Origin of the sequence: Flexivirga oryzae (assembly GCF_014190805.1) — a bacterium.
Taxonomy (GTDB): Bacteria; Actinomycetota; Actinomycetes; order Actinomycetales; family Dermatophilaceae; genus Flexivirga; species Flexivirga oryzae.
Genome location: NZ_JACHVQ010000003.1, coordinates 467,155 through 487,126 on the forward strand (window position 1 = coordinate 467,155; position 19,972 = coordinate 487,126).

Annotated in this window: 13 protein-coding genes and 1 pseudogene; 7 read left to right on the forward strand and 7 right to left on the reverse strand. The window is 69.8% G+C overall.

Annotation, left to right across the window (positions count from 1 at the left end; genetic code table 11):
* Positions 1–16 precede the first annotated feature (16 nt).
* Both ald and FHU39_RS19120 read left to right on the forward strand, forming a co-directional pair.
* Positions 17–1,132 carry an alanine dehydrogenase gene (gene ald / locus FHU39_RS19115; RefSeq protein ID WP_183322283.1) on the forward strand — a complete coding sequence of 372 codons (1,116 nt, stop codon included), beginning with the start codon at positions 17–19 and terminating at the stop codon, positions 1,130–1,132.
* Positions 1,133–1,233: 101 nt separating this feature from the next.
* Positions 1,234–2,784, forward strand: coding sequence for a M1 family metallopeptidase (locus FHU39_RS19120; protein ID WP_183322284.1), 1,551 nt, complete (start codon positions 1,234–1,236; stop codon positions 2,782–2,784).
* 3 nt (positions 2,785–2,787) lie between these two features.
* Here FHU39_RS19120 and FHU39_RS19125 read toward each other — a convergent pair whose 3' ends face one another.
* The 3 genes from FHU39_RS19125 to FHU39_RS19135 form a co-directional block, all read right to left on the reverse strand.
* Positions 2,788–3,441: a class I SAM-dependent methyltransferase gene (locus FHU39_RS19125; protein ID WP_183322285.1), complete on the reverse strand. Its 654-nt coding sequence runs from the start codon at positions 3,439–3,441 to the stop codon at positions 2,788–2,790.
* Positions 3,442–3,503: 62 nt separating this feature from the next.
* Entirely contained in the window at positions 3,504–5,003 is a 1,500-nt protein-coding gene (locus FHU39_RS19130; RefSeq protein ID WP_183322286.1) for a DHA2 family efflux MFS transporter permease subunit, read from the reverse strand.
* Between the two features lie 240 nt (positions 5,004–5,243).
* Complete coding sequence (locus FHU39_RS19135; protein WP_183322287.1) at positions 5,244–5,555, reverse strand: antitoxin; 312 nt, start codon at positions 5,553–5,555, stop codon at positions 5,244–5,246.
* Positions 5,556–5,675: 120 nt separating this feature from the next.
* On the opposite strand from FHU39_RS19135, the gene recC reads away from it, so the two are divergent.
* Genes recC through recD form a run of 3 tightly spaced genes read left to right on the forward strand, consistent with a single transcriptional unit; the run spans position 5,676 to position 14,238 of the window.
* Positions 5,676–9,065: an exodeoxyribonuclease V subunit gamma gene (gene recC, locus FHU39_RS19140; RefSeq protein WP_183322288.1), complete on the forward strand. Its 3,390-nt coding sequence runs from the start codon at positions 5,676–5,678 to the stop codon at positions 9,063–9,065.
* Positions 9,062–12,424 carry a UvrD-helicase domain-containing protein gene (locus FHU39_RS19145; RefSeq protein WP_183322289.1) on the forward strand — a complete coding sequence of 1,121 codons (3,363 nt, stop codon included), beginning with the start codon at positions 9,062–9,064 and terminating at the stop codon, positions 12,422–12,424. Before recC ends, FHU39_RS19145 begins: the two co-directional genes overlap by 4 nt.
* Positions 12,424–14,238, forward strand: coding sequence for an exodeoxyribonuclease V subunit alpha (gene recD / locus FHU39_RS19150; protein ID WP_183322290.1), 1,815 nt, complete (start codon positions 12,424–12,426; stop codon positions 14,236–14,238). Before FHU39_RS19145 ends, recD begins: the two co-directional genes overlap by 1 nt.
* Before the next feature lie 155 nt (positions 14,239–14,393).
* Here recD and FHU39_RS19155 read toward each other — a convergent pair.
* Positions 14,394–14,726 (reverse strand): annotated as a pseudogene (locus tag FHU39_RS19155) (response regulator); the annotation flags it as partial.
* The gene (locus FHU39_RS19160; protein ID WP_183322291.1) at positions 14,723–15,937 is read right to left on the reverse strand and encodes a sensor histidine kinase; all 1,215 of its coding nucleotides are present in this window, start codon (positions 15,935–15,937) and stop codon (positions 14,723–14,725) included. The pseudogene FHU39_RS19155 and the gene FHU39_RS19160, both read right to left, overlap by 4 nt.
* A gap of 182 nt (positions 15,938–16,119) precedes the next feature.
* Between FHU39_RS19160 and FHU39_RS19165 the strand changes: the two genes are divergently transcribed.
* A complete protein-coding gene (locus FHU39_RS19165; RefSeq protein ID WP_183322292.1) occupies positions 16,120–17,187 on the forward strand; it encodes an FtsX-like permease family protein in 1,068 nt (355 codons plus the stop codon).
* 17 nt (positions 17,188–17,204) lie between these two features.
* A complete protein-coding gene (locus tag FHU39_RS19170; protein WP_246336707.1) occupies positions 17,205–17,918 on the forward strand; it encodes an ABC transporter ATP-binding protein in 714 nt (237 codons plus the stop codon).
* 35 nt (positions 17,919–17,953) lie between these two features.
* On the opposite strand, the gene FHU39_RS19175 is transcribed toward FHU39_RS19170, so the two are convergent.
* On the reverse strand, positions 17,954–19,270 hold the full coding sequence (locus FHU39_RS19175; protein WP_343066012.1) for an aminoacyl--tRNA ligase-related protein: 1,317 nt from the start codon (positions 19,268–19,270) through the stop codon (positions 17,954–17,956).
* A gap of 197 nt (positions 19,271–19,467) precedes the next feature.
* Complete coding sequence (locus FHU39_RS19180; RefSeq protein WP_183322294.1) at positions 19,468–19,782, reverse strand: hypothetical protein; 315 nt, start codon at positions 19,780–19,782, stop codon at positions 19,468–19,470.
* Positions 19,783–19,972: the final 190 nt, after the last annotated feature.

Below are 19,972 nucleotides of genomic sequence, written 5' to 3' on the forward strand. Positions count from 1 at the left end.
GAAGGAGCACGCGCCAGTGAAGATCGCAGTCCCGACAGAGGTCAAGGCGGGCGAGCACCGAGTGGGCATCACCCCGGTCGGCGTGCACGAACTCGTCCGGAACGGCCACGAGGTGCTGGTCCAGCGGGGAGCCGGCGAGGGCAGCTCGCTCGCCGACGACGCGTACGTCGCGGAGGGTGCCCGGATCGTCGAGTCGGCCGACGACGTGTGGGGCGAGGCCGACATCGTGCTGAAGGTGAAGGAGCCGATCGAGGAGGAGTACCACCGGCTCCGTGCGGATCTGACGCTCTTCACCTACCTGCACCTGGCCGCCGACGAGGCGCTCACCCGCGAGCTGGTGAAGACGAAGGTCACCGGGATCGCTTACGAGACAGTGCAACTCCCGTCCGGGATGCTGCCGCTGCTCTATCCGATGAGCGAGGTCGCGGGTTGCCTCGCCCCGCAGGTCGGTGCGCACTCGCTGATGAAGGAACACGGCGGGTCGGGGGTGCTGATGGGCGGTGTCGGCGGTGTCGCCAGTGCGAAGGTCGTCGTCCTCGGCGGCGGGGTGACCGGCCAGAACGCCGCGAACATCGCCCTCGGCATGGGTGCGGACGTCACGATCCTGGACACCGACCTGGAGAAACTGCGGATGACGTTCTGGCGCTACGACAACCGGGTCCGGCAGATCGCCAGCTCCGAGATGGCGGTGCGCGAGCAGGTGCTCGGAGCCGACCTGGTCATCGGGTCCGTGCTGATCCCGGGTGCCCGGGCGCCGAAGCTGGTCAGCAACGAGATGGTCGCCAACATGAAGCCCGGCTCGGTGCTGGTGGACATCGCGGTGGACCAGGGCGGCTGCTTCGAGGACACCCACCCGACGACGCACGCCGACCCGACGTTCCGGGTCCACGGCAGCACGTTCTACTGCGTCGCCAACATGCCCGGCGCCGTCCCGAACACCTCCACCTGGGCGCTCACCAACGCGACCCTGCCGTATGTCGTGCGGTTGGCGAACCACGGATGGCAGGAGGCGCTGCACGCCGACGCCGCGCTCGCCCGCGGCCTGAACACCTATGCCGGGCAGGTCGTCTGCGAGCCGGTTGCCGAGGCGCACGGACTGGAGTACGTCGATCCCGCGAGCGTCATCGGCTGATCCGCAGTTCCGCGGAAGCGGTTGCGGCAGCGCCCTCGATGTGTGAGATTCGAAGCACCGCGCGGAGGGGACACTGCGTGCATGATCTCGAGGGGGAGCGGATGCGTAAGCCCGTCATCGTCGTCGCCACCACCGTTTCCGCGGCGCTGATCGCGGCCTGTCAGAGCGGTTCGGACGCGGCGACGCCGACCGGCAGCACAGGTCAACCGCAGCCGCGCTCCAGCGCTGCGAGCACGCCGACCGGGTCCACGGGCTCGTCGGGGTCGGACGCGGCCGACAGCAACCCTCCGGGCAAGCCGGGCGTGTCCTACCGGGCGGCGCTGTCGCATCCGGTCAAGGACAGCTACTACCCGAAGCACGGCACCCCGTATCTGGACACCCTGCACTACGGGCTGGACCTCGACTGGCGGCCGAGGGCCAAGCGTCTCACCGGCATCGCCACGATCCGGTTCCGCATCACGACCGCGCGTGACAGTGTCCGTTTCGCGCTCGGCACACCCTTGCACGTCAGCAAGGTGGTCCTCGACGGCAAGCGGGTGAGCAGCACCCGCAGCGGCAACAGCGTGACGATCCAGACTGGGCCGCTGACGACGAACTCCCGCCATACCGTTGCCATCTCGTATGCCGGAACGCCTGCGCTGACCCAGGAGCCGGCGATGCGGTCCGACGTGCAGAAGGACGGCTTCCACATCGGGCGGACCGGGAACACCTGGACCTTCCAGGAGCCGTTCGGCGCCTTCACCTGGTATCCCGTCAACGACCAGCCGTCCGACAAGGCCTACTACGATGCCCGCCTCACCGCGCATCGCGGGCAGCAGGGCGTCTTCAACGGTCAGCTCACATCGTCGGTGAAAACCGGTGACAGCACGACGAATTCGTTCCACCTCGACAAGCCGGCATCGTCATACCTGACCACCGTGGCATTCGGGAGATACACCCACCAGGAGGTGACCGGGCCGCACGGGCTACCGGTCAACTACTGGTATGCCGACCGGCACAGCCCGATGTTGCCGCTGATCCGCAAGACCCCGCAGATGCTCTCCTGGATCGAGAAGACCCTCGGCCCGTACCCGTTCGCGAGCGCGGGTTTCCTTCTGGTGCCAGGAAACTCGGGCATGGAGACCCAGACGCTCGTGACATTCAGCGACCAACTCTCGAAGCCCGACCTGTATGAGACCGAGGGTGACGTGGTGCACGAGCTCATCCACCAGTGGTTCGGCGACGAGATCACCCCGACCGACTGGAAGGACGTCTGGCTCAACGAGAGCCTGACCATGTACCTCGAATACCGCTACCTGATCGACCGCGGTTACACCACCGAGTCGAAGGTCTACGGCAGGTTGCAGCGCGGTCAGGACGAGGTGTGGCGCGTCATGGGCGGCCCACCCGGTGCCTATCGGCACGACGACTTCGGCGACATGAACATCTATGACTGTGGCGCGCTGCTGCTGCACAATCTCGAAAAAGCCTATGGCAGAGCCAAGCTCGATGCGGCCTTGAAGGGATGGCCGGCGACCGCGAAGTACGGCAACAGTGATCGGACGAAGTTCGCGGCCTACATGAGCAAGGCGCTCGAATCGAAGGCCGGGCCGTACATCCTGCACTGGCTCACCGCGAAGACGACACCCGCGCCGCTGCCGAAGCAGCCCTGAGCCTCACGCGAGAAGGCGCCGCGCGAGCAGCGTCGAGTCGTCGATGTCGATGCTGACCCCGTCGCGGACCACGGTGCGCGGACGCTGCTCGGCCACCAACACCTCGAAGCCCGAGGGCAATCCGGGCACCAGGTCAGCCGCCAGGAACATCGCCCTCCGCTTCGCCTCGGACAGCTCGGCGAAGTGCGCCGCCGGCGAGTGGCCGACGACCAGCAGGTGCCCGCCGGGAGCAACGGCACCGGCCAACCGGCCCACGGCGTCCACCATCCCGCCGTCGGGCAGGTGCAGGAAGTGCGACGTCACCAGGTCGTAGGAGCGTCCGCCCGCGTCGAACTGACGAACGTCCACCTGCCACCACTGCGTGCGGTCCGCGACGCCGGCCTGCTCCGCGTGCCGGGCGGCGCGCGCCAGGCCGCCCGCGGCGAAGTCCGCACCGGTCACCTGCCAGCCCTGCTGCGCCAGCCAGATGACGTCCCCGCCCTCGCCGCACCCGACGTCCAACGCGGTGCCGGGCCGCAACCCGCTCGCCTCCGCCACGAGCTGCGGATTCGGCTTCCCGCTCCAGACGGAGTCGGCCCCGGCATACCTCTCCTCCCACCCGGCGACCTCGAAGTAGTTGGGGTCTTCGTCGTGTGCGTGCGTCCCGTCGGTGTGCATGCCACCAGCATCCCAAGGTTGTATGGCGCGCGGCGAACGGACTTGCCGGATCGGCAAACCGCTCAGCCGGCCGCGGTCTCCTTCTGCGGCGGTGCGTCGATGACGGTGCGCTCGCCGTGCGGGTTGCGGAAGAACAGCACCGCGATGATCGCGATGATCGCGATCGCGGCCGGGAGGTAGATCGACTCACCCATCGAGCGGGCGAAACCGTGTGCCACGAACGGCGGCAGGTGCACGGGGGTGTTGCTCTGCCTTGCGGCGTAGTCGCCGGCGCCGCTGCCGAGATGGTGCGTCAGGCGGGCCTGCATGACGGCGGCGATGGCGGCGCTGCCGATGACGGCACCCATCTGGCGGGTCATGTTGTAGACGCCCGAGCCGGCGCCGGCACGCTGCGGCGGCAGGGTCCTGGTGGCGGTCACCGAGATCGGGGACCACATGAAGCCGTTCGCCATACCCAGCACCAGCATCGGCAGCACGAGTTTCCAGGTCGGGGTGTCCGGACCGATCACGGCACCCAGCCAGAAGGCCCCGACCGCCAGACAGGTCAATCCGAAACCGGCTACCACCCGCGGGTGGTAGCGGTCGACCAGGTGCCCCACGGCGGGGGAGAGGATCGCAGCCAGGACGGCCATCGGCACGAAGAGCAGGCCGGACTCGATCGGCGACAGTCCCCGCACCACCTGTGCGTAGATCATCATCGGCAACGCGAACGAGGTGATCACGAAACCGACGATGCAGATCGCCACGTTGGCCAGGCTGAAGTTGCGGTCCCGGAAGAGCGCGAGCGGCACCAGCGCGTCGACCTTCGTGCGCGCCTGCCACCACACGAACAACACCATCAGGACGACACCGAGCACGATCAGCAACGGCACAGAGATAATCCCCCACATGGTGCCCCAGTCGTAGGACTCACCCTCCTGGATGCCGAACACCAGGCAGAACAGCCCGGCGCCGCTGAGCGACACACCGACCCAGTCGAAGGTGTGCGAGTGCACCGGTAGCGTCGGCACCAGCCACCACGCGAGCACGAACCCGATGACGCCGACCGGGACGTTGACGTAGAAGATCCACTCCCAGCCCCAGTTCTCGGTGATCAGCCCGCCGACCACCGGACCGACCAGGGTCGCCACGCCCGCGACCGCGCCCCACAGGCTCATCGCCTGGCCGCGGCGCTCGCCGGGGAAGGTCCGGGTGATCACCGCCATGGTCTGCGGCGTCATCATCGCCGCGCCGACACCCTGCACGACGCGTGCCGCGATGAGCATCCCGATGGTGTTCGTGAGGCCGCACCACAGGGACGACAGCGTGAAGAGCGCGAGACCGGTCAGGTAGAGCCGGCGCGGACCGAACCGGTCACCGAGCCTCCCGGTGAACAGCAGCGGCACGGCATACGCGAGCAGGTAGGCGCTGGTGACCCAGACGACACTGTTGATGTCGGTGTGCAGACCCTCCTGGATGGCGGGCGTGGCGACCGACACGATCGTCGAGTCGACCAGGATCATGAAGAACCCGATGCACAGCGCGATCAGCGCGCGCCACGGGTTCACCTGTTGCAGCTCCAAGGGCGGGGATCCTTCTGACGGAGAGGGAAGCACCGGTCAGGATGTCCCGGTGAACCTCCCAACTGTAGGTCCTCGCCCTGATAGGGCAGCTATGTGTGCCCGGTTGCGGGGCAGGCGGTGGCCGAGCTCGTCGAGGTGGCCGAGCTTGTCGAGGTCACCAGGTGTGGTTTCGACAAGCTCAACCAGCTCTTGGCGGATCAACCAGCTCTTGGCGGATCAACCAGCTCTTGGCGGTGCTCCCTACTGCGGATCGGTCGGCGGCACCTCGCCGGTGCTTCCCGGGGCCTCGCCGCCGTCGGTGTCGTGCGGACGCTGCTCGGCCAGCTTGTCGGCGCCCTTCAGGGCCGCGTCCTGCGCCTTCTCGAGCTTGTCGTGATACTTGCCCTGGGTCTTCTCGTCGATCTTCGACGCCAGCTTGCCGAGCGCCCCGGCGAACTTGTCGCGGTTGTCGTGCGCCAACTGCCCGGCCCTCTCCTTCGCCTGCTGAGCGGCGTCCTTGGCCTGCTGGGCGGCATCCCCGGCGTTCTTCTTGAACTGTTCACTGTTCGCCACGGTCGATCTCCTCTGGTGGATGGACCTTCCCTAGGTCTTCAACTATTGATGGCCGTCGAGCCAGATGCAAGGTGACGGCCATCGGCTGTGGGCGTCGGAGCGTCGTCATAGGGTCGGGGCGTGACGTTGATCCTGCACCGTGCCGAGCGCACCGACGCGCTCGCCGACGGGCTGGCGCGGTTGCTGAGCGACCCGCTCGACGACCCGTTCGTGCAGGAGCTGGTCATCGTTCCGACCCGCGGTGTCGAGCGGTGGCTGGCCCAGTCCCTGTCGCACCGGCTGGGCGTCGGCCCGCGCGGTGGCGACGGCATCTGTGCCGGGGTGCGGTTCGTCGCGCCGCGCTCGCTGGTCGCGCTGCTCACCGGCCGCGAACGCGACGACCCCTGGCAGCCCGACCGGCTCGTCTGGCCGCTGCTGGCGGAGATCGACGCGCACCTCGACGAGCCGTGGTGCCGGACCCTCGCCCACCACCTGGGTCACGGGGAGACCGACGAGCTGGGCCGGCATCGTGCCGGCCGGCGTTATGCCGTGGCGCACCGGGTGGCGCGCCTGTTCGCCTCGTATGCCGTGCAGCGCCCGACCGTGCTCACCGCCTGGAGCGCCGGAGAGTTGACCGACGGGACGGGTGCCCGTTTGAAGGACGATCTGGCCTGGCAGGCGCAGCTGTGGCGGCTGCTCGTGGAGCGGGTGGGCGACCCGCCACCGGCGCAGCGTCACGCACGCACCGTGGCAGCACTGCGTGCGGGGGACGATCCGGCGCCGGACGCCGCTCTGCCACCGCGCATCTCGTTCTTCGGGCACACCCGGATGCCGGTCACCGAGCTCGAGCTGATCGAGGCACTCGCAGCACATCGCGAGGTCCACCTCTGGTTGCCGCAGCCGTCGGACGTCCTGTGGACGCAACTGGCGGCAGTCCTGGATCAGCGCGTCGTGCGCCGCACCGACGACGCCAGTGCCGAGCTGGTGCACCACCCGTTGCTGGCCTCCCTCGGGCGTGATGCGCGTGAGCTGCAGCGGGCGCTCCCGCGTGGGGACGAGGACGCGCCCCTGCGATCGGTCGCGCCGGAACCCAGCTCCGTGCTGGGCTGGTTGCAGCACGACATACATCTGAATTCGCTGCCCGACAACGAGGTTCGGTCCCAGCGCCTGGTCGGTGCCGGTGATCGCTCCGTCCAGGTACACGCCTGTCACGGAGCCGCACGACAGGTCGAGGTGCTGCGCGAGGTGCTCACCGGGATGTTGCAGGACGACCCGACGCTGGAGCCGCGCGACATGCTGGTGATGTGCCCCGACATCGAGAGCTACGTCCCGCTCATCCAGGCGGCATTCGGGCTCAGCGACGGTGGGGACGGCGGCGCCGCCGTCGGCGGTCACCCGGCGCACCGCCTGCGAGTCAAACTCGCCGACCGCTCCCTCGCGCGCACCAACCCACTCTTCGAAATCGCCTCGGACCTCGTCGATTTCAGCGCAGGCCGCCTCCGGGCAAGCGACCTGCGGGCGTTCCTCGGACGTGAGCCGGTGCGCCGGCGCTTCCGGTTCGACGAGGAGGACCTGGAGCGCATCGCCACCTGGATCGACGATGCCGAGATCCGCTGGGGCATGGACGGTGCACAGCGGAGCCTCTTCGGTCTGCAGGGTCTGGCGCAGAACACCTGGCGCTTCGGGTTGCGCCGGCTGCTGCTCGGCGTGACCATGAGCCCGGCCGGCGGCGCGAGCGTCGGGGACGTGCTGCCGGTCGACGGCGTGGAGAGCGCCGGGGTCGATCTCGTCGGCCGATTCGCCGAGTTGCTCGACCGGGTCGATGCGGCCATGAGCGCGCTCCGCGACGCCACGTCCAGCGCCGACTGGATGTCCGGTCTGCTCGACGGAGTCGGCGGCGTCTCTGAGGTCACTCGCGAAAATCTCTGGCAGCAAGCACAATTCGACCGCGAGCTGGAGTCGGTGCGGACGATGGCGGCGCAGGACACCACCCTGCGGGTGGCCGACGTGCGGGAACTCCTGCGCGCCCGCCTCGAGGGAAGGGCGACCCGCGCCAACTTCCGCACCGGCACCCTGACCGTCTGCACCATGATGCCGATGCGGTCCGTGCCGCACCGGGTGATCTGCCTGCTCGGCCTGGACGACGGTGTCTTCCCACGCACCAGTGGCGTTGACGGCGACGACGTGCTCGCCCGCGCCCCGCTGACCGGTGAACGTGATGCCCGCAGTGAGGATCGTCAGCTGCTGCTCGATGCCGTGTTGGCGGCGACGGACCGGCTGGTCGTCACCTACACCGGGGCGGGTGAGCACACCGGTGCCGAGCGTCCGCCCGCCGCGCCGCTGGGTGAGTTGATCGACGCCGTCCGGCGCACGGCTTGCTGGCCGGAGGACCGCGACGTCGTCGTGCGCCATCCGCTGCAACCCTTCGACGCCCGCAATCTCGTGCCGCGCGAGCTGGACACACCGGAGCCGTTCAGCTTCGATCGGACCGCACTCGTCGGGGCACGTGCGGCGCGACATCGCGTGCCGCGCCGCTCTCGTGTCGTGACAGCACCGTTGCCACCGCTGCCCCGAGGTGACGTGAGCTTCGCCGACCTCGCCCGCTTCTTCGAGGATCCCGTCAAGGCATTCGTGCGTGACCGGCTGGACGTCGCATTGCCGTTCGACGAGGACGAGCCGGGAGACGCGATCCCGATCGAGCTCGACGGCCTGCAGAAGTGGAAGATCGGTGATCGCGCGCTGAGCGCGTCCCTGGTCGGCACCGGTCCCGACGACATCACTCGCATGGAGCGGCTGCGCGGCGGCATACCTCCTGGCACGCTGGGTGACGAAGTGCTGCAGGACACGATCAAGCACGTCGGGATGTTGCGCGCGCCGATCGTCGAGCTGCTGCGACGTGAGACCGGCAGTGTCGACGTCGACGTGCAGCTGCTGGACGGGCGCCGGCTGACCGGCACGATCGGCGACCTGCGCGGTGACGTGCACCTGCTGCTCACCTACTCCGCGCTGGGCGCCAAGCAACGGCTGCAGTCCTGGCTGGCCCTGCTCGCGCTCATCGCCGGGCACCCCGGCCGACCCTGGCAGGGCGCCGCGGCCGGATGGTTGCGCGGCGGCAAGCGTCGGCAGGCCGGCTACTACCTCGCCGGCGGGCTCGATCAGCAGACCGCGCTGCGGCACCTCAGCGACCTGGTCGACGTCTACGACCGCGGTATGCGGGGGCCGATCCCGTTGCCGCTCAAGACTTCTCTGGCGTATGCCGACAGGCTGCGGCAGCGGCCGGGTCACGAGACATCCGCGTTCTTCGCGGCGAAACAGGAGTGGGAGGGCCGCGGTTACGGACAGGAGCACTTCGCCGGTGAGGGCGAGGCCGCCGCACCCTGCCTGGTGTATGGCGAGGCGCTCCCGCTGACCGAACTGCTCGCCGAGCGCCCCGAGGGGGACGAAGCGTGGAACGGAGCCAGCAGCCGGCTCGGCCAGTACGCCCTGCGGGTCTGGGGCCCGCTCCTCGAGAACCAAGGCGCACAGACATGAACGCCACCACGGCCCTCTCCGACGAATCCTTCGACATCCTCGGCCCGCTGCCGCAGGGCACCACCGTGCTGGAGGCCAGTGCCGGCACCGGTAAGACCTGGACGATCGCGGCGTTGGTCACCCGGTATGTCGCCGAGGGCGTGCACACGCTCGACGAACTGCTGGTCGTGACGTTCGGGCGGGCCGCGTCGCGGGAGCTGCGCGAGCGCGTCCGCGAGCATCTGGTCGCCTGCGCCGAGGCGCTCGACGACACCGCAACGGCACTCTCCGACCCGGTGTTCGCGATGCTCGCCGACACCGATCCCGCCGAACGGTCCGCGCGCGCCCGACGGGTCCGGGAGGCTCTCACGACCTTCGACGAGGCAACGATCGCGACGATCCATCAGTTCTGCCACCAGGTGCTGCGTGGGCTCGGCATCGCCGGCGACAGCGACCCCAACGCGACCCTGGTGGAAGACGTCGACGACCTGCTCATGGAGGTCGTCGACGACCTGTTCCTGCGTGGATTTGCCTGGCAACAGGACAAACCCGTGTTCGATCTGGGTGAAGCACGACGGATCGCCCGGACCGTCGCCGAGGACCCGAGCGCGGCGATCGCACCCACCGAGCCGTCACCGGGATCGGTCGAGGAGCGGAAGGTGCGGTTCGCGCACGCGGTCCGCGCCGAGCTGGCCCGCCGCAAGCGCCGGCTCGGCATCCTGACCTACGACGACCTGCTGTCCCAGGTCGCGGCCGCCCTCCGCGATCCCGACGGCGCGGCCCGTGAGCGCCTGCGTCGCCAATGGCAGGTGGTGTTGATCGACGAGTTCCAGGACACCGATCCGGTGCAGTGGGAGGTGTTCGACCAGGCGTTCCACGGCCACGCCGCCATGGTGCTCATCGGTGACCCGAAACAGGCCATCTACGCCTTCCGGGGAGGTGATGTCACGACCTACTTGCGGGCCGCGCACACCGCCGGCGAACGCCGCACCCTCGGCACCAACTGGCGGTCCGACGCACCGCTGGTCGATGCGCTCGGCCGCTTCCTCGGCGGTGCCGCGCTCGGCGACCCGGACATCCGGGTGCACCAGGTGCGTGCGAACCACCCGAGCAGCCGACTACACGGTGCGCCGGACGACGCACCGTTCCGGATCCGCTACCTCGGCGTCGACCAGTTCAAGGCATCCCAGCTGACGCAGGACGACACGATCCGTGCCGGGGACTTCCGGGAGCGTGCAGCGGCCGACGCGGCCCAGGACATCGCCGCACTGCTGGACTCCGGTGCCACGTATGACGATCCGCGCGGGACACGTCCACTCGAGCCCAGCGATGTTGCGGTGCTGGCGTCCAGCAACGACCAGCTCGCCCTCATGCAGCGGCACCTGCGCGGGGTCGGCGTGCCCGCAGTGCTCAGCGGTGCAGGAAGTGTGTTCCGCACACCAGCGGCTGCGCACTGGCGCACGCTGCTCGAGGCGATGGACCAGCCGCACCGCTCGCCACGCGTGCGCGCGGCCGCGCTGACCCCCTTCATCGGACGCACGGTGACCGAGTTGGACGCCGACAGCGACGCGGTGACCGCGGCTGTCACCGATCGCATCCGCTACCTGGCAGCGACATACGAACGCCGCGGGATCGCAGCAGTTTTCGAGATCTGCTCGATCGGTAGTCTGTCCGAGCGGGTGCTGCGTGAGGTCGGCGGTGAGCGCGAGCTCACCGATCTGCGGCACATCGCCGAGGCGTTGCACGCGGTCGCAACCGACCGGGTCAGCGGACTGCCGGCGCTGATCGCGTGGCTGCACGATCAGGCGGAGGTGGACCGGCCCGCGTCCGGTGACGCCCGGGCACGACGCCTGGACAGCGATGACGACGCTGTCCAGCTACTGACCATGCACGGCAGCAAAGGGCTCGAATTCCCCATCGTTTATTTGCCGTTCGTCGCCAATCGGTTCGTCCGCGACGACGAGAACCCGCTGTTCCACGCACCGGGCGCCGACGGGGAGCCGGAAGTCCGGTCGATCTACATCGGCAAGCCCGGCGCTGACGTGCTGCGGCTGGCACGCCAGGAGGCCGCGGGGGAGTCACTACGCCTGTGTTACGTCGCGCTCACCCGCGCCAAGTCGCAGGTGGTCGCCTGGTGGGGGAGGTGCAACAACGCGCCGGATTCGGCGATCCACCGCCTGCTCCTCGATCGCGATCCTGCGGCCGCGAGCACGGACGGGACGGTCGCGGACTCGCGCGGGCAGTGCAGCGACGACGAGGCGATGGCCCTGTTGCGGCGCTGGGCGGACGCCGGCGGACCGCATTGGGAGAAGGTCACCAAGGCCGCCGGGTCCTCCCTCGAAACCCGCCCCAGGACAGCAGCTCTCGCCGTACGCGAGTTCACCCGGGTCATCGACGACGACTGGCGGCGCACCTCCTACTCGGCGCTCAGCCGGGTGCTCGAACAACTGCCCGCCGACGGGGTGAGCACCGAGGCTGAGGCCGACGTCCGCGACGACGAGCCGGACATCGTCGTCCCCGACCTCACGGGGTCGAAAGCTGCGGGGTCGAGCGCCGCCCCGAGTAGCCCTGAGTCACCCATGGCCTCCCTGCCGGTCGGTGCGACCTTCGGCTCCCTGGTCCACGCCGTGCTGGAGACCGCCGACCCCACCGCGCCCGATCTGCTGGAGGAGCTGCGCGCGCGCATCCGCGAGCAGCAGGTGCGGTGGCCGGTCGACCTCGACAGCGACGTGCTGGCGCAGGCCCTGGTCGCCGTTTACGACACCCCGCTCGGTCCGCTCGCACCCGGTGTCACGCTGCGGTCCGTCGGCCGGAACAAGTTGGCAGAGCTGGATTTCGAGCTGCCACTCGGCGCGCGGGACAGCGAGGAACGGGTGCGGTTGGGTCAGCTTGCCGCCATACTCCGGCGGCATCTGCCGCAGGGCGATCCGTTGCTGCCGTATGCCGACCTGCTCGACACCGACCTGCTCGGGGGGCAGGTGCTGCGCGGCTACCTGACCGGCTCGATCGACGTGGTGCTGCGGGTGGGGGAGCGCTATCTGGTCGCCGACTACAAGACCAACTGGCTGGGTCCCGCGGACCAGCCGTTGATGCTCGACGCATACGGGCCCGAGCCGCTCGCGGCCGCGATGGGGCACTCCGACTACCCGTTGCAGGCGCTGCTGTATGCCGCGACGTTGCACCGCTACCTGCGGTGGCGGCTGCCCGACTACGCCCCCGACCGGCATCTCGGTGGCGTCCTCTACCTCTACCTGCGCGGTATGGCGGGGCCGGACACCCCTGTTGTGGAAGGGAATCCGACCGGGGTGTTCTCGTGGCGACCGCCGACCCAGCTGGTGCTGGAGCTGTCCGACCTGCTCGACGGCGCGGGAGGCCAGTGATGGACGTTGACACCGAGGACCCGCGGCAGGCACGGCGAGCACGGGGATCGCTCGCCGTCGCGAACCGCAGCGGTCTGCTCGAAGCCGCAGACGTGCACGTCGCGCAGACCCTCAGCACCGTTGTCGCAGAGCAGGATCCGAGCGTCCAGTTGGCGCTCGCACTCGCCGTGCGCGCGGTGCGCCGTGGCTCGGTGTGTCTGGACCTCGCCGATGCCCTGCACCTCCCCGCCGAGGTGACCGAGAGCGCAGACCCGGAAGCTGAGGAGCGGAGCGGGGCGGCCGATCGGGATCAGCTCAAGGACTGCTGGCCGACCGACGCCGACGCCTGGCGGCAGGCGATAGAGAACAGCAACCTTGCGCGATCCGGTGTGTTGCGCGTCGAATTCGGCCTGGTCTACCTCGACCGCTACCACCGCGAGGAGGTGCGCGTCGCCCAGATCCTCCGCGACCGTGCCGCGGAACCTCCGCCACCGGTGGACGCCGACGTCCTCGACGCCGGGCTCGGCCGGCTGTTCCCGGACGAGGCCTTCGGCGAGCAGCGTGTCGCGGCGGCGCGTGCCGTGCAGCAGTGGACGACGGTGTTGACCGGAGGGCCGGGCACCGGCAAGACGTCGACCGTCGCCCGGCTGCTCGTGCTGCTGGGCGAGCAGTGGGCACATGCGGGACACGACCGGCCGATGCGGATCGCGCTGGCCGCGCCGACCGGCAAGGCGGCCGCGCGGCTGAAGGAATCGGTCGGTGACGCGGCTCGCCTGCTCGCGCCCGCGGATGCCGATCGCATCCGGGACCTCGACGCGATGACGCTGCACCGCCTGCTCGGCTGGCGGCCACGAGGCGGGGACACCTACCGTTTCAACGCCGCCAACCGGTTGCCGCACGACGTGATCGTCGTCGATGAGACCTCGATGGTGGCGCTGACGATGATGTCGCGACTGCTGCAGGCGGTGCGCCCGACGAGCCGGCTGGTGCTCGTCGGAGACGCAGACCAGCTCGCCTCGGTCGATGCCGGTGCCGTGATGGCCGATCTCGTCGACGGATATGCGGGACTTGCGCCCGAGACGGTCTGCCGACTCATGACCTCGCACCGGTTCGACGCCGGGATCGGCGAGTTGGCCTCGGCAGTGCGGGACGGGGACGCCGATGCCGTGGTGCGGCTGCTTCGGCACGGCGGCGACGCCGTCGGCTGGATCGAGGACGACGACCCGGCTCCCGCGTTGCGCGGTGGACTGCTGCGGCATGCGCTGCGGTTGCGAGAGCGCGCGGTGGCCGGCGATGTCGCCGGTGCCCTGGCCGCGCTCGCCGAGCACCGGCTGTTGTGCGCCCGCCGCTCCGGCCCGCGCGGGGTCCGCACCTGGAACATCCTGGTCGACGAATGGTTGTCCGAGGCGACCGGCGACCCACTGTGGGAGCCGATGTATCCCGGCCGTCCCGTCCTGGTGACCCGCAACGACTACGCGCTCGGGGTGCACAACGGTGACAGCGGCGTCGTGATGGGCGGGCCCGGGCCCGTCACCGCGCAGATCGGGACCGCGGCCGGCCCGGTCCCGATCGCGGCGAGCCGGTTGTCCGACATCGAGACGATGCACGCGATGACGATCCACAAGAGTCAGGGCAGCGAGGCGGAAGAGATCACCGTCCTCCTGCCGGATGGTGCATCCCCTCTGCTCACGCGAGAGCTCCTCTACACCGCGATCACCCGAGCGCAACGCCGCGTGACAGTCGTCGGCAGCGAGGCCACGGTCCGTGCCGCGGTTGCCGCCCAGATCCGTCGCGCGACCGGCCTGCGGCAGCGGCTCGCCATACCCGCCGATTGACGCTCGAACTCGCCGCTGACCCCCCAATTGCGCCGTCAGCTGCTATTTCGACCGTCAACGGGCGAGACGCGGCGCCCGCCGCACCCCCCGGGTCAGTCCCGGAGTAGGCCCAGCTCCCTCGCGCGCGCGACGGCACCGGTGCGTGAGTCGGCGCCCAGCTCGTCGGGCGGTGCATCCTTCAGCAGGTAGCCCGACGCCCCGGCCTCCACCGCGCGCAGGATGTCCTGGTCGGTGTCGTAGGTCGTGAGGATCAGCACCCGTGGCGCGTCCGGCGCGGCCAGCACGCGCTCGGTCGCGGCGACCCCGTCCATGCCGGCGCCCATCTGCAGGTCCATCAGCACCACATCGACCTCGTGTTCGGCGGCCAACCGCACCCCGTCCTGGCCGTTGCCGGCCTCGGCGACCACCTCGATGCCCGCGGTCGTGAGCAGCATCCGCAACCCGGTCCGCACCACCGGGTGGTCGTCGACGAGCAGCACGCGAGTCACCGCGGGCCTCCCGCCGGGACCTCCACGTGCACACTGGTGCCGTCGCCGGGCGCCGACTCGATGGTCGCGTGCCCGCCGGCATCCCGGGCACGTTCTCGGATGGCGCGCAGCCCGAACCCGCCCGCCGCACTGGGCACGACCTCGGTGGCCGTGTCGAAACCGATGCCGTCGTCGGTGATGTCGAGCACCATGTCGTCGCCGAAGGCCAGGGTGATGACTGTATGCCGGGCCCGCGCGTGCTGGCGGACGTTGGACAGCGCTCCCTGCGCGATCCGCAGCAGCGCGGCCTCGATGGTCGTGGGCAGCGGGCGTTTGTCGCCCTCGACGACCAGCCGCACGTCCAGGCCCGTGCCCTGGCGGTCCACCAGCCGCTGCAGAGCGGCGGACAGCGGTGAGCGCTCGAGGTCGGTGGGTGTGAGGGCGTGAACCACCGTGCGCACGTCATCGAGCCCGACCGCCGCCGTCTCCTCGATCTGCCGCAGCATGTCCACCAGCGTCGTCGTGTCCGGCTCGCCGGCCAACCCGGCGCGTGACAGCAGCAGGATGCTGGAGAAGCCCTGCGCGACCGTGTCGTGGACGTCCCGCGCGAGACGCGCGCGTTCGGCAAGCATCCCGGACTCGCGCTGGGCACCGGCAAGCGCTTCGCTCGTGGCGACCAGATCCTCCTGTGCCGCAACGAGTTCGGTGTTGAGCAACCTGCGCTGCTCACTCTCCTGCCGGAGCGCCGAGTAGATCCAGGAAATACCGACCGCGACGATCGCACCGAGTGTCGGACCCACGATCGACGGCACGACAGCGGTGTCCGGTTGGTGCAGTTGTGCGACGACCACCACGATCACACCCGCCACCACTGCCAGCAGCGCGAACCAGCGCGGCAGCAGGTGCAGCGCCAGGAAGAAGAGCGCGAACGCGACCCAGCTCAGCTCCGCCGATGCGGCAACCAGTGCCGTCCAGCCGGCGAAAAGGATGACGAACCAGCACCACCCCGCGAGCTGCCGGTGCTCCCCGAAACGGCTTGGCGTGAGAAGCAATCCGACGGCATACCAGGCGAACAGCAGCACGCAGCCCGCGACGAGCATTCCCGGGCGGCTCGACACCTGCGCACCGCGGATCGTCCCGATGGCGAGCAACAGCACGAAGAGCCCGTGCATGGCCAGCTGCAGGGCACGCATTACCGACGTGCCGGCCGTTGGAGCGTGATTTTCGAGCATCGGCCCGACGCTAACGGATCGACGCCGCCCGGCGCTCCCTCGGTGCATCCATCGAACGGTTGACCCCAGGCTCCATCGAAGGGGATCGCCGGTTTCGACCGTCTGTCCGATGTCCTCCGTCTCGATCTGCCGAAGACTCGATGGCACAGCGAAATCCATTGTGAAAGCGAGGAGGAACGGAAGTGTTCCTGGCAATCCGGGACCTGTGGTGGGCGCGTGGCCGGTTCCTGCTGATGACGGCGGCGATCGCGCTGATCACCTTGTTGGTGGTGATGCTGTCCGGGCTCACGGAGGGGCTGGGCCGGCAGAGCACCTCGGCGATCACCTCGCTGCGCGCGGACCAGATCGCGATGGAGCGACCGGCATCCGGTGAGGCACTGTCGATGTCGACCAGCCGGATCACCCCGGCTGCGCTGCTGCAGGCACGGACCCAGCCCGGTGTTCGAGCGGCCGACCCGATCGGCATCACCGCGACGCGCGTCAGCATCGACCACATGCCGGTGCCTGCGACCCTCTTCGGGGTCGACCCCGGAGCTGCCGTCGCGCCCCGTGGGGTCAGCGCCACCAGCACGGTGGTCAGCAGCGACCTGGCCAGCGATCACGCGGTGCACGTCGGTGACATCGTCGACGTGGCCGGCACGAAACTGCGGGTCGCCCGGATCGTGGACGACGCGTCGTTCAGTCACGTCCCCGTCGTGTGGGTGCCGCGATCGCTGTGGCGCCATACCAGTGGGGCGGCGGCAGGGGAGTGCAGCGTGCTCGCTCTGCGGACCACCAAGGGGTATGACGCAGCCGCCTTCGACTCCGCCACCGGGTTGGTCGCAAAGTCCAAGGGTGACTCACTGTCGGCGATCGGTTCCTACTCCGCCGAGAACGGCTCGCTCACCCTGATCCGGGTGCTGCTGATCGCGATCTCCGCACTGGTGATCGGCGCCTTCTTCACCGTCTGGACGGTGCAGCGCGAGGGCGACCTCGCAGTGCTGAAGGCGATCGGCGCCCGCACCGGCTACCTGCTGCGCGACGCGCTCGGCCAAGCACTGCTGACCCTGCTGATCGGCGGCGGCATCGGCACCGCGGCGGCACTCGGCCTGGGCCTCGCAGCGCGCGGGAACGTGCCGGTGGTGATCGATTTCGCAACGGTGGCAGTGCCGTTCGGCCTCATGGTCGCCGTTGGCCTGGTCGGAGCGGTGGCGGCGCTGCGACGCGTGGTGACCGTCGACCCGATGACCGCATTGGCCGGTGCACGATGACGACGGGTGAGGTGACCATGACGGAGGATGCGATGTGTGCGCTCGAACTCGACGACGTGAGTGTGCGATTCCGAGACGGGGAGGGCTGGACCTACGCACTCCGCGACGTGTCGCTGACAGTGTCGGCCGGGGAGTTCCGTGCGGTCACAGGGCCGTCCGGCTCCGGCAAGTCGACGTTGCTGGCAGTGGCCGGTCTGCTGTTGACACCGACGTACGGGACGGTGCGGATTGGCGGCAAGGATGTATCGGAGGCGAGCGCGACGGCCCGCACCGACCTGCGCCGTGCAGACATCGGCTTCGTCTTCCAGCAGCCGCATCTGCTCGGGTCGCTCACGGCATTGGAGCAGCTGCAGCTGGTGGCGCGCTTGGACGGTGACCGTTCGGCGGCCACGACCGAGCACGCGAAGGAACTGCTGGACCAGGTCGGTCTCGGCCACGTCATGCACAAGCGCCCATCGGCGCTGTCCGGTGGTCAGCGGCAACGGGTCGGGATCGCCCGCGCGTTGATGGGCGACCCGAAACTGCTGCTGGTGGACGAGCCGACGTCCGCGCTGGATCTCGAGCGCGGTCTCGCGATCGTCGACCTGCTGCGCACCCTCACCACCGAACGCCGCCTCGGCACCCTGCTGGTCACCCACGACCTGGCGACGCTCGCCGAGCGGGATGAGGTCGTGCGTCTCGTCGACGGCCGCATCCCGGAGCCCCAACCCGTCCCCGGATGGTCACCCTGACGCTCGGATTCACGAGTGACGGCCGAATTCGGCCGTCAGTCGTGAATTACGCCGTCAGAGTCGGAGGCCGCGGCGGTGGGCACCGGCCAGGCGGGATCGGCCCGGCCGGCATACGCCTCGGCGAGTATGGCGACCGCCCGCTCGCGGGGCAGCGCCCCGCGCCACCCGCTCAGCGCGTCGGTCACCTGCACCGACCCGTCGGCGACCTCGGCCTCGCCGATCACCGCGAAGGCGTAGTCGCGGCGCTCCCTGCTGGACCGGATGCGGGCACCCAGAGATCCCTCGACGTCCAGTTCGGCACGCAACCCTGCGGCGACCAGCTCGTCGACGAATCGGCGCGCGACCGCGTCGGCCTTCTCCGACACCGGCAGGACCCGCAGCTGGATCGGATTGAGCCACAACGGCATCCGACCGTCATACCGCTCGAGCAACGCCGCAACGACCCGCTCCATCGACCCCACGGTGCCGCGGTGGATCATCACCACCAGGTGACTCCCGCCGTCCGCCCCGTCATACCGCAGGTCGAAACGCTCGGGCTGCACGAAGTCCAGCTGCACGGTCGCGATCGTCTCCTCATGGCCGTTGCCGTCCAGCACCTGCAGGTCGAGTTTCGGGCCGTAGAACGCCGCCTCGCCCGCTGCCTCGACCAGCGAGAGGCCGTGTGCCGCCAGGTCGACGGCTTCCGCGGCCTGCCGCAGCGCGTCGGTCGCGTCGGCCCACAGCCCGGGATTGCCGAGATAGCCCCGGCCGTCGTCCCGCAGGGACAGCCGGACGTAGTCCACCGGCATGCCGAGCACCTCCTGGGCGTGCAGCGCGGACCGCAGCGCACTCGCCGCCTCGTCCGCCACCTGGTCCGGCCGACAGAACACGTGGGTGTCGTCCAGGCTGATCTGCCGCACCCGGGTCAGGCCGGACACGACCCCCGAGCGTTCGGCGCGGAACATCGGCGCCAGTTCGTTGAGCCGGATGGGTAGCTCGCGGTAGGAATGCGCCCGCGACGCGTAGACCATCGCATGGTGCGGGCAGTTGGCCGGGCGGAGCACCAGCTGGTCCTCGGGCGGTTCGTCGCCGAGCGCCATTGGTGGAAACATGTCGTCCGCGAATTTGGCCCAGTGGCCGGACCTTTCGAAGAGGCCACGTTTGCCGAGCACGGGGGTGTGCACGCCGACGCAACCGTCCCCGCGGGCGATGTCGCGGGCCAGCCGCTCCAGCTCGTCACGGATCACCGAGCCGGCCGGCAGCCAGAGCGGCAGGCCGGCGCCGACGAGGGGATCGGTCGCGTAGATCCCGAGCGCGCGCCCGAGCGCGTGGTGGTCCGGTTTCGGATCGGACTGTTTGGCAGGTGCTTTCACGGATACCTCGGATCGGAGGGCTCCGGTGCCATCTCCCGCGACGACGAAACGCCCCGGAGATGACTCCGGGGCGATGTGGGCGGGTGGTTCAGCGCAACACAGCGGGGCCGGAGTTGTCCGGCGTCGTCGTGCGCTGCGCGTCATACATGACGGTCAGGGTACCCCGAGGCAGTCCGCTCGCGCACCCGCAAATGTGGTCAGGCCCGGTCGGCCACGAGGTATGCCGCCCCGCCGCTGACCGCCGCCGCAACCGCGACCGAGGGCCACGCGCCGATCTTCTTCGCCAGCGGGTGCGAGGCGCCGAACGAGCCGAGGTAGATCGCGCTCAATGCCGCGGCACCGACCGGCCCGCGCTTGGCCAGCCAGGTGCGACCGGCGAAGATGCCCGCGGCGCCGAGCAGCACACCGCCGAGCGGACGGATGCCGGTCTCCCGAGCCGTGAGGTAACCGCCGACCAGCCCGAGGGCTGCGATCGGTGCGGTCTGGACGTGCGTCGCGTTGCGAAGAGCCATGTCCCGCAGCGTAAGACGCCCGACTGAAGCCCGATGGCTCGGGTCAGTGGTTGGCCCAGGAGATCGTGACGCGACGGTTCTTCGCACGCCCTGCCGGGTTGTCGGACCCGTCCTTCGTGGTGTTGGCGGCGATCGGCTGGCGTTCACCGTTGCTGGAGACCTTCAGCTTCACACCCGGCAGGTCCTTGCA

Excerpts from the sequence above, each read along its gene's own strand:
- FHU39_RS19120 (WP_183322284.1), top strand. The coding sequence starts at position 1,234 with ATGCGTAAGCCCGTCATCGTCGTCGCCACCACCGTTTCCGCGGCGCTG.
- recD (WP_183322290.1), top strand. The coding sequence starts at position 12,424 with ATGGACGTTGACACCGAGGACCCGCGGCAGGCACGGCGAGCACGGGGA.
- FHU39_RS19125 (WP_183322285.1), bottom strand. The coding sequence starts at position 3,441 with ATGCACACCGACGGGACGCACGCACACGACGAAGACCCCAACTACTTC.
- FHU39_RS19170 (WP_246336707.1), top strand. The coding sequence starts at position 17,205 with ATGACGGAGGATGCGATGTGTGCGCTCGAACTCGACGACGTGAGTGTG.
- FHU39_RS19145 (WP_183322289.1), top strand. The coding sequence starts at position 9,062 with ATGAACGCCACCACGGCCCTCTCCGACGAATCCTTCGACATCCTCGGC.
- FHU39_RS19160 (WP_183322291.1), bottom strand. The coding sequence starts at position 15,937 with ATGCTCGAAAATCACGCTCCAACGGCCGGCACGTCGGTAATGCGTGCC.
- FHU39_RS19180 (WP_183322294.1), bottom strand. The coding sequence starts at position 19,782 with ATGGCTCTTCGCAACGCGACGCACGTCCAGACCGCACCGATCGCAGCC.